Source organism: Shewanella sp. AC34-MNA-CIBAN-0136 (genome assembly GCF_040309945.1).
Classification (GTDB): Bacteria; Pseudomonadota; Gammaproteobacteria; order Enterobacterales; family Shewanellaceae; genus Shewanella.
Genome location: NZ_JBEOPJ010000020.1, coordinates 85,579 through 95,350, shown reverse-complemented (window position 1 = coordinate 95,350; position 9,772 = coordinate 85,579). Strand labels below are relative to the sequence as shown.

General features: G+C 40.7%; 9 protein-coding genes. 5 read left to right on the top strand and 4 right to left on the bottom strand.

The genetic code is table 11. The annotated features are described in order from the left end of the window. Window positions 1–305: 305 nt before the first annotated feature. Window positions 306–749, top strand: a complete 444-nt coding sequence (locus AAEY94_RS17685) for an RNA recognition motif domain-containing protein (protein WP_101087393.1) — start codon at window positions 306–308, stop codon at window positions 747–749. 47 nt (window positions 750–796) lie between these two features. Here the strand turns inward: AAEY94_RS17685 and murI are convergent, their stop codons facing one another. Further along, a complete protein-coding gene (gene murI / locus AAEY94_RS17680) occupies window positions 797–1,576 on the bottom strand; it encodes a glutamate racemase (protein ID WP_101087394.1) in 780 nt (259 codons plus the stop codon). A 129-nt stretch (window positions 1,577–1,705) separates the two neighbouring features. On the opposite strand from murI, the gene trmA reads away from it, so the two are divergent. After that, window positions 1,706–2,803: a tRNA (uridine(54)-C5)-methyltransferase TrmA gene (trmA, locus tag AAEY94_RS17675; protein ID WP_101087395.1), complete on the top strand. Its 1,098-nt coding sequence runs from the start codon at window positions 1,706–1,708 to the stop codon at window positions 2,801–2,803. Window positions 2,804–2,867: 64 nt separating this feature from the next. Here trmA and fabR read toward each other — a convergent pair whose 3' ends face one another. Then, the gene (gene fabR, locus AAEY94_RS17670; RefSeq protein WP_011635616.1) at window positions 2,868–3,485 is read right to left on the bottom strand and encodes an HTH-type transcriptional repressor FabR; all 618 of its coding nucleotides are present in this window, start codon (window positions 3,483–3,485) and stop codon (window positions 2,868–2,870) included. A gap of 156 nt (window positions 3,486–3,641) precedes the next feature. Here fabR and AAEY94_RS17665 point away from each other — a divergent pair, with 156 nt between their 5' ends. After that, a complete protein-coding gene (locus tag AAEY94_RS17665) occupies window positions 3,642–4,751 on the top strand; it encodes an acyl-CoA desaturase (RefSeq protein WP_101087396.1) in 1,110 nt (369 codons plus the stop codon). A gap of 80 nt (window positions 4,752–4,831) precedes the next feature. On the opposite strand, the gene AAEY94_RS17660 is transcribed toward AAEY94_RS17665, so the two are convergent. Together AAEY94_RS17660 and AAEY94_RS17655 are read right to left on the bottom strand one after the other, a co-directional pair. After that, complete coding sequence (locus AAEY94_RS17660; RefSeq protein ID WP_101087397.1) at window positions 4,832–6,688, bottom strand: MFS transporter; 1,857 nt, start codon at window positions 6,686–6,688, stop codon at window positions 4,832–4,834. Further along, window positions 6,675–7,289, bottom strand: coding sequence for a TetR/AcrR family transcriptional regulator (locus tag AAEY94_RS17655; RefSeq protein WP_182744162.1), 615 nt, complete (start codon window positions 7,287–7,289; stop codon window positions 6,675–6,677). The genes AAEY94_RS17660 and AAEY94_RS17655 overlap by 14 nt, the downstream gene beginning before the upstream one ends. A 196-nt stretch (window positions 7,290–7,485) precedes the next feature. Here AAEY94_RS17655 and selD point away from each other — a divergent pair, with 196 nt between their 5' ends. Both selD and mnmH read left to right on the top strand, forming a co-directional pair. Continuing rightward, on the top strand, window positions 7,486–8,541 hold the full coding sequence (gene selD, locus AAEY94_RS17650) for a selenide, water dikinase SelD (RefSeq protein WP_350979398.1): 1,056 nt from the start codon (window positions 7,486–7,488) through the stop codon (window positions 8,539–8,541). After that, window positions 8,541–9,641, top strand: a complete 1,101-nt coding sequence (gene mnmH / locus AAEY94_RS17645) for a tRNA 2-selenouridine(34) synthase MnmH (protein ID WP_350979396.1) — start codon at window positions 8,541–8,543, stop codon at window positions 9,639–9,641. The genes selD and mnmH overlap by 1 nt, the downstream gene beginning before the upstream one ends. Window positions 9,642–9,772: the final 131 nt, after the last annotated feature.

The window sequence follows — 9,772 nt, the reverse complement described above, 5'->3', positions numbered from 1 at the left end:
CCGGTTTTCGCTTTCGCTGTATGCCGTGTCAGTGGATGCGCATTATAGGCAGCTTAAGATTTAGTGCAAGCGCTTTTATTCAAGATATGTTTCGAGCGTTGAACTTTTATGCAGATCGTTCTTTTTTTAGCTTTTTTGATTAAATAACCACCTTTGGCTAATTAGTAAATTACTTGTTTTTGATATTTAAGTCGCTTTTGAGCTCAATTTTTCAACAGTGGTCTGGTTTATCTGGTAATTTTTAATTAGTATGTAATAGTATTTAACAGTTATTTATCATTTTTATATTCATTAGAGATTATTTTATGCAGAAATCATTCGTGATTGTTTTGATTGCGGCGCTTCTTGGCGCTTTTGTTTTTTCTCAGTTTGGCGGCACATCATCTTCGGTAGCGTTTATTGCTGGTGTAGTCGTTGCGACGTTAATTTTCACCTTTATACCAACAAGTGGTTCAAGCTCTTCTGACGAACCTTATGTTGGTCCTACAATGACACTATATGTTGGCAACTTGCCTTATCGTGTTCATGAGGGAGAAGTAAAGGCATTGTTTGGTGAGTACGGGCCTGTTAACTCAGTTCGTTTAGTACGAGACCGTAAAACTGGACGTCGCAAAGGATTTGGATTTGTTGAGATGTCTGAAGCGGGCGCACAAAAAGCAATGTCGAAATTAAACGACTATAGCTTTCAAGAGCGCACGTTAAAGGTAAGAGAAGCCAAATCACAAGAATCTGATTCGGAAAATAGCTAATCGTTATTGAACTAGGTTCTTAGCACTATAGTAAATTAATAGTGTTGTTAGTCGGTTATGGTTACCAGCGAAAAATCACTAAAACCATAATCGACTAATGTTGCTTTAAGCCCTTGGCTAATATCTTTGGTATAACATGCTTGTAATTGCTTATTGCCATTACTTTCTTTACTCAGTAAAAACCTTACCCGTTTTGCTACCGCCTCCCCTGAATCTAATAGTGTTACTCCTTCGCCAAGATAATGACTTATTTCTGTCGCTATCATTGGGAAATGAGTACAGCCCAGCACCAGTACATCAATATTAGTTGCCGCGATGGGTGCTAAGATATCGTTTAGCTTATCCATATCGATTGGCTGTTGAGCTACATACTGCTCCGCAAGTAACACTAAATCTGAAGTCCCAAATAATTCAACCTTACAGTTTCCGGCAAACTGATTGATTAATGCTTGAGTGTAATCTCGTTTCACTGTCCCAGGCGTAGCCAATAAACCAATGTGCTTTTTCTTCGATAACATGGCTGCAGGTTTAATAGCAGGAACAACTCCCACGATAGGAATGGTTAATTGCTGGCGTAATAGAGGCAATACCAAAGTACTGGCGGTATTACAGGCAACCACCACAATACTGGCGTTCAAACGTCGTGCATGATGAGTAATAAGTGCAACACATCCAGTTATTAACTCTTGCTCTGATAAGTTGCCATAAGGTAAGCGTGCATTGTCAAATAAGTAACAATAATCATGTTGTGGTAACTGTTTTCTAATTTGGTTCATTACCGACAATCCGCCGATACCAGAATCAAACACTAAAATAGGTCCAGACAATATGGTCTCCAAATATGTATATGCTCAGCATTAATCGTCGGGCCACTTTATACTTAGGTGCGTAATACTAGACATCAGCGTCATTTAGTATAATATTTGCGCCCTTTTTTACAGTATTAGGTGGACGATATGAATTTAGCTGCAATGGATCCTAAAAACTACGATGCACAATTACAACGAAAGCGCATCAAGCTAGAACAGGCCTTTGCCGATTTCAATCCACCGGCGCTTGAAGTCTTTGCTTCTGAGCCTATGCATTATCGTATGCGTGCTGAATTTAGAATGTGGCATCAAGATGATGACTTATATTACTACATGTTTGATAAAGCACTGAATGCAAAAGTGCGTTGCGATCAATATTTACCCGCTGGTTTGATTATTAATCAAATGATGGCCGCATTAATAGCAGAGTTAACACCTAATCCTGCATTGCGTTATCGATTGTTTCAAGTAGATTTCTTGTCGACATTAAGCGGCGAAATTTTAGTGTCTTTGTTGTACCACCGCCAGCTCGATGAAGAGTGGCGTGAACACGCGACTCTATTAAAAGCAAAGTTATCTGCTCAATTCAATGTCAACATTATAGGTCGTGCGCGTAAGCAAAAAATCGATTTAGACAAAGATTTCGTTGTTGAGACCTTAACGGTTAATGAACAGGTATTGCATTACAAGCAAATTGAAAACAGTTTTACTCAGCCTAATGCGAAAGTCTCTGTAAAAATGCTGGAGTGGGCTATTGATGCAACTAAAAACAGTCAGGGTGATTTACTAGAGTTGTACTGTGGTAATGGTAATTTTACGATTGCATTGGCGCAAAACTTCAATCGTGTATTAGCAACAGAGCTGGCCAAGCCTTCAGTTGATGCTGCGCAATACAACATAGATATTAATCACGTTGATAATGTTCAAATTATTCGCATGTCAGCTGAAGACTTTAGTGATGCCATGGCGAAAAAGCGTCAATTTAGACGTTTAGAAGGCATCGACTTAGACAGTTACGATTGCAATACTATCTTTGTTGACCCGCCTCGTGCAGGCATTGATCCTGAAACATTAAAGCTTATCCAAGGTTACGAGCGGATTTTGTATATTTCATGTAATCCAGAAACACTGAATGACAATTTGTTAACCTTAGGTCAAACACATAAAATAACTCGCTTTGCGCTATTTGACCAATTCCCATATACCGATCATATGGAATCAGGAGTATTACTAGAACGTAAGTAATACAGCTTAACGAACAAACAGGGCGCTAATGATTAGCGCCCTGTTTGGTTATAATCGCGATAAATTAAGCACGGTTGTCAATTTTATGCTGTAACGCTTCAGCGCCTGTAGCCACCATACGCAGTTGTAGTACTAACTGATCGGCTAATGACTTACGCTCACTACGCTTGGAATCCAACGCTGATGCTCCGGCATTAAAGACTAAAATAACTAATGCTTCAGCTTGAGCACGCGCTAACACAGGAGTACGATTTGCCTGGGCCTCGGTGTAATGAGCAAGTTCAGAAATAAAATGTTCAATTTCGCGCTCAACTGCGGCTCTAAATGCCGCTGAGGTACCTGAACGTTCGTGAAGTAGTATTCGAAATACGTTCGGGTTTGACTCCAATACTTCCATAAACGTGTCGACAGAAATACGGATCACACTCCCACCGGCTTCTGCACGTTGACGACCTTTACGCATCATTTGACGTAAGGTTAATCCACCTTCATCGACCATGGTCAAGCCAAGTTCGTTCATGTCTTTAAAATGGCGATAGAATGATGTGGGTGCAATACCAGCTTCACGAGCAACTTCACGTAAGCTTAGACTGGAAAAACTGCGTTCAGCACTGAGTTGATTAAATGCAGCATCCACTAATGCACGGCGGGTTTTTTCCTTTTGTTGTGCTCTAACACCCATTTACTAATCCATTCAGTCAATATTAATTCACCGATAATACCGTTTTTAAAACAGAAACACAGCACTGTTAAAGTTGACCATGACTAGTTCCCTAAGTAAAATTAGCGTACAATTGTACGCTCAACTTATTTAAACCTATTATTGGAACCCTACTAAATGAAAAAACCTCCAATCATTTGGCTTAATACCTTGTTATTTGCCATTACTTTTATCGGCGCGGTGGTATTAATCCCTTGGCGTGGTTTTACCCATGGCTTTGATGGCATTGAATGGATTGCATTTGTTGTTTTCGCTTACGCAAGTGGTCTATCGATTACTGCGGGTTACCACAGATTATGGTCACACAAAGCCTATAAAGCTCACTCTTCAGTTCGTTTTTTATACGCACTAGGCGGGGCATTGGCGCTACAGAATAGCGCATTACATTGGTGTAGTGATCACCGCATTCATCACAAACATGTTGATAATAATGATAAAGACCCGTACTCAGCTCAAATGGGATTTTGGTACAGCCACATAGGTTGGATGCTGCGCGAGTATCAAGCGAGTCGTTACAGTGACTACAACAACGTGCGCGACTTACAAAACGATCGTATCGTTATGTGGCAGCACAAGCACTACTTAGCCTTAGTGATCTTAATGAATATTGGTTTACCGGCATTTATAGGCTGGCTAAATGGCGATATTTTATCAATGGTACTTATGGCAGGTTTATTACGCTTAGTGGTAGTGCATCACTGTACTTTCTTTATTAACTCATTAGCCCATATTTGGGGTAAACAACCGTACACAGATAAAAACTCAGCCCGAGATAATGCATTTTTAGCGTTACTTACATACGGTGAGGGCTATCACAACTTCCATCATATTTTTGAAAACGATTATCGCAATGGCATCAAATGGTGGGACTACGATCCAACCAAATGGTTAATCAAACTGATGAACTGGTTTGGTTTAGCGAGTGATTTACGTAAAGTGCCACAAGAACGTATTGAAAGTGCACGTTTGCAGATGCAACTTTTACAAGCTCAGAATCAGGTTGCTCACTTACCTAACTGCGATGAAATTATAGAAAAGTTTCAAGCAGAGTATGAGCTGATGAAGCAACACTTAGTTGACTATTATCAAGCCAAAAAGAGTTTGTTAGAGGCGAAGCGTAAGCAACTTACAGATCACAATCTGAAGCAACAAGTGCAATTATTGCGTAACCAATTTCTTGAACAACAACGTAATTGGAAAAGCCTAACAGCTGCCTACGCACAGTAAAGCTAATGCTTAATCATTTAAAAGGTCACGCCCACGCGTGACCTTTTTTGTTTTGAGCAGCTTCACTAGTACATCATGAGCTAATTAAATTGCTGAGTCACCTGTTGCTGTAACGCTTTGCAATTGGTCGTAGCTCCGTCAACTGAAGGTGCAATACTCACCGATACTTTAGACCAGAAACGTTTAGGCAAAGTGGTCAGTGCATGCCCACTTTTATGGCTAAAGTAAGATCCCCATAACCCTGTTAACGCTAACGGTATTACTGTCACAGGATCCCGTTGTAAAATTTTGTCAATACCAGGCCTAAACTCACCAATTTCACCGTTTGGAGTTAACTTCCCTTCCGGAAAAATACACACTAACTCATCATTAGCTAATGCTTGGTGTATCTGTTCGAATGCATTTAGATATGTCGACTCGCACTTCTTCGGTGAACAGATTGGGATAACGCCAGCGTGCCGAAACAAGTACTTTAATAATGGAATTTCGCTAATCGACTTATCCATTACAAACCGAATAGGTCGAGTCGATGCGCCCATAATGACTAACGCATCAACGTAACTCACATGATTACTGACAATAATTCCTGCCCCTTGTGCCGGAATATGTTCTCTACCATGTACATTCACCCGATACATAACATGGCTCAGCAAATAACTGATAAAGCGTTGAGTAAACTCTGGCACTTGTGAGTAGACATATAACAGCACAACCAAATTAAGCACCCCGACAAGCATAAATAATTCAGGGATACTCCATTGAAATACCCCAAGCAACACTATCGATAATACTGCAGAGCCCACCATAAAGAAGGCATTAATGATGTTATTCGCCGCAATAGCTTGAGCACATTCTTGTTTTTCTGCACGAGTTTGAATAAACGCATACAGAGGCACAATGAATATCCCGCCACTTAGGCCGACAAGAAACAAATCGATCATCACACGATAATGCTGCGCGTTAGCGATAAATGACTCGAAGCTATACACAAAACCTGGCTCAACAAGCTCTAGCGGAATAGCCGCTATCATGTCAAAACTAAATACGCTTAAGCCTAAGACCCCAAATGGTAATAAGCCTAACTCAACATGCCCAAACGAAAAACGCTCACACACGTATGACCCAACCGCAATACCGACAGAAAATAGCGCCAGTAACAATGACACGACGGTGGCATCGGCATGTAAGTGCAGCTTGGCAAAGTTAGGGAATTGAGTTAAATAGGTGGCACCCAAGAACCAAAACCAGCTAATGGCGAGAATGGCCATCCAAATAGTCTTGGTTTGTCGCGCTTTATTAATACAACGCCAAGTACCAGAAAATAACGAAAATTTACTAGGGTTTAAATCACCTTGGGCAGGCAATGAAGGAATCGCACGGCTGGCAAGATAACCACAAATAGCCAACACACAGACAATGATTGCAGCCCACGTTAAACCATTTTCATTAGACACCACCAAACCGGCGCTTAGGGTACCGACAAGAATCGACAAAAAAGTGCCCATTTCAACCAGAGCATTACCTTTTACTAACTCTGCTTCGCTTAGGGCTTGAGGTAATAATGAGTATTTTACTGGGCCAAAGTATGCAGACTGGCTGCCGGTTAAAAATAGCAGCAGCAACATCACCATATAACTCTGACTGATAATCGCGATAGCCGCTGTTGACATGATAATCAGCTCTAACAACTTTAACCGTCGAATCAATTTTGCCTTATTCATATTGTCAGCCACGATACCAGCATGAGCAGAAAACAAGAAAAAAGGTAAAATGAATACGCCAGCGGCCAAATTAACAAACAAGTTAACGTCAATCGGTAATGCATTTAATTGGCTGTACGTTACCAGTAAGAGCAACACATTTTTATAAAAATTGTCATTAAGCGCCCCTAGACATAAGGTCGCAAAATAGGGAAAAAATCGTTTAGTTAGCAGCATTTGAATTCCTTTTTATGCTCATTCCATCAATATAACTGTTTACATGACTCGTCAACATGTCTTGTAAACAGGATTGTGTCTCAAATAGTTTTCCATCCAATGACAAACACGTTAACCCATGTATTCCCCCCCAAAGTACGCGGCTCATCATTTCCACCTCTTGCTCACATGCAGAAGGAAAGTATTGACTTAGTTGGGACTCAACATCAGAAAATAATGACTTAATCAACCCGAGGTGAGCTGCAGGTAAAGGCTGGTCATCTGTCATTGTTAATTCAAATACCAATCGGAAACAGCGTCGATTAGCTAAAGCAAACTGACTATAAACGATTGCCATTTGCTCAATGGTTTTTGTTGGGGTGGTCGGTTTAATTAACTGTAACTGCGCAGCTAGCTGTAACAATGTTTGTTCAGATACCGCGAGTAATAAATATTGGTAACTACCAAAAATATTGATTAACGTGCTTGGCACGTAACCAATGGTGGTTGCAACTTTTCGCAAACTTAGGTTATCGACACCATGGCATTGTAAATGCTCAACCACAGCACTAATAGCCATATGGCGGATCTGCTCATGCGTATGCTCTTTTCGTCTCGCCACAATACCAACCTAAAAATGATATGCACCTTATTAAGTTGATAAATTAACAGCAAACAAAATAAAAAACAACGTTCATAATAATAATTTTTTTAATTTAAAATACACGACTAGGTTTGATATACCGCGAATAACCAAGAAATAATCCTTGAGAAACATTATAATTGCTCATCAATAAGCCAGCGACAGAAACACAACCATGCCTCATACCGATATAAAACTAACCGAATATAGCCATGGCGCAGGCTGCGGCTGTAAGATCTCTCCTAAAGTCTTAAGCACCATTCTTGCGTCACAACTTCCAGTATTTACTGACCCCAATTTATTAGTCGGTAATCAAACCCGTGACGATGCTGCAGTTTATAAACTCAATGAGCAAACCGGCATTATCAGTACCACCGACTTTTTTATGCCCATTGTAGATGATCCATTTACCTTTGGAAGAATTGCCGCAACCAATGCCATCAGCGATATTTATGCCATGGGCGGCACGCCAATTATGGCTATTGCCATTTTAGGCTGGCCGATTAATGTATTACCACCAGAAGTGGCACAGCAAGTGGTTGATGGCGGACGCCAAGCTTGTGCCGATGCAGGTATTATGTTGGCTGGAGGTCACAGTATTGATGCTCCTGAACCTATTTTTGGTTTAGCGGTTACAGGGCAAATCCCGCTTGAGCGAGTAAAACAGAACAACACTGCCAAAGCGAATGATCGTCTATATCTCACCAAGCCAATTGGTATTGGCATTCTGACTACAGCACAGAAACAGAAAAAGCTGCGTGATGAAGACAGTCAAATTGCCCCAAATGCGATGTGCCAGCTCAACACGATAGGTATTGATATCGCTAAAATCACGGGGGTTAATGCATTAACGGACGTAACAGGATTTGGACTAGCGGGTCACCTAATTGAAGTCTGCCAAGGTGCACAACTTAAAGCTAATATCGTTTTATCCCAAGTCCCTTTACTCCCTAAAGTCAGTGATTACCTCGCTCAAGGTTGTATTCCAGGCGGTACCCATCGCAATTTTGACAGTTATAGCGAACATTTGCCGCCATTAACAGATGACCAGAAAGCGATTATTTGCGATCCACAAACCAGTGGAGGACTATTAGTTGCCGTGAGTGCAGAGGCTGAACAGGAACTTAAAACACTATTAGAAGCCAATGGAATTGACGCTATTTGTATCGGTATGCTCAATACTTATGAGCCACGCGTTGACGGACACGATATCCTTGTGGAATTAAACTAATGAGCGAGGTCATCCCCAGCTCAGAATATGGCAGACTTCTATTAGAAAACCGTCCATTAATTGACGTAAGAGCGCCTATCGAATTCATTAAAGGTGCTTTTGGCCACTCGATTAATTTACCATTAATGCAAGATGGTGAACGCGAAAAAGTGGGTACATGCTATAAAAGACGTGGCCAAGAGGCTGCTATAGCATTAGGTCATGAGCTGGTGAAAGGTAAAATTAAACAGCAACGTATAGATGCTTGGCTTGCTCAATTGTCACAACATCCTGACAGCTATTTATATTGTTTTCGTGGCGGTTTGCGCTCAAAGCTATCACAGCAATGGATTAAAGAATCAGGCATGAACATCCCTTATATTGAAGGGGGTTATAAAGCCATACGTAGTTTTTTAATTAATACTATCGAGCAAGCGCCAAGCCAATCTAAAGTACTGATTTTAAGTGGCATAACAGGTAGTGGTAAAACGGAAGTTATCCATCAACGGAATGAATCAGTCGACCTTGAAGGCCTTGCCAACCATAAAGGGTCGAGCTTTGGCAAAAATATCGATCCGCAACCCAGTCAAATCAACTTCGAAAATAATTTAGCCGTGGCATTGCTGCAGCATCAACAACAGCAACATAACCATTTGCTGTTAGAAGATGAAAGTATGCTAATTGGTCGTTCAGCCCTGCCAAAGCATTTTTACAGCGCCATGCAAGAAGCTGATATTATCGTACTCGACGAGCCATTAGACGCGCGTTTACCGCGTTTATTAAATGACTATGTTGAGCAAAAACTGGCTGATTATGTGTCTGGATTAGGTGAGCAAGCGGGTTTCGATGCATTTAAAGCATATTTGACTCAAAGTTTATTGGGCATTCGTAAACGCTTAGGCGGTAAGCAACATCAAGAATTGCAAGACTTGGTTGATAATGCGCTTAACGTACAACAAAGCCAAAATGATACCAGTAAGCATTTAGACTGGATAAGCCTGTTACTCGATATTTATTATGACCCGATGTATCTGTATCAACTTGAAAAGAAACAGGACAGAGTTATCTTTCAAGGCGACAGAAAAGCGATACATCAATGGTTAGATAGTCATAAGTCATAAGTTATTTAAGCAAAAATGCCCTCATGATGAGGGCATTTTTATGTGTATCTCACCAAATTCAGTATTGAAATCAACATAAATCTGGTCACAGTAGTTCAAGACTCACTGTTATTAACGGATAAAACTGCACA

What these genes read in the sequence shown, in the direction of transcription:
- fabR (WP_011635616.1), bottom strand. Translation starts at nt 3,485, where the DNA reads ATGGGTGTTAGAGCACAACAAAAGGAAAAAACCCGCCGTGCATTAGTG.
- AAEY94_RS17685 (WP_101087393.1), top strand. Translation starts at nt 306, where the DNA reads ATGCAGAAATCATTCGTGATTGTTTTGATTGCGGCGCTTCTTGGCGCT.
- trmA (WP_101087395.1), top strand. Translation starts at nt 1,706, where the DNA reads ATGAATTTAGCTGCAATGGATCCTAAAAACTACGATGCACAATTACAA.
- selD (WP_350979398.1), top strand. Translation starts at nt 7,486, where the DNA reads ATGCCTCATACCGATATAAAACTAACCGAATATAGCCATGGCGCAGGC.
- AAEY94_RS17665 (WP_101087396.1), top strand. Translation starts at nt 3,642, where the DNA reads ATGAAAAAACCTCCAATCATTTGGCTTAATACCTTGTTATTTGCCATT.
- AAEY94_RS17660 (WP_101087397.1), bottom strand. Translation starts at nt 6,688, where the DNA reads ATGCTGCTAACTAAACGATTTTTTCCCTATTTTGCGACCTTATGTCTA.
- mnmH (WP_350979396.1), top strand. Translation starts at nt 8,541, where the DNA reads ATGAGCGAGGTCATCCCCAGCTCAGAATATGGCAGACTTCTATTAGAA.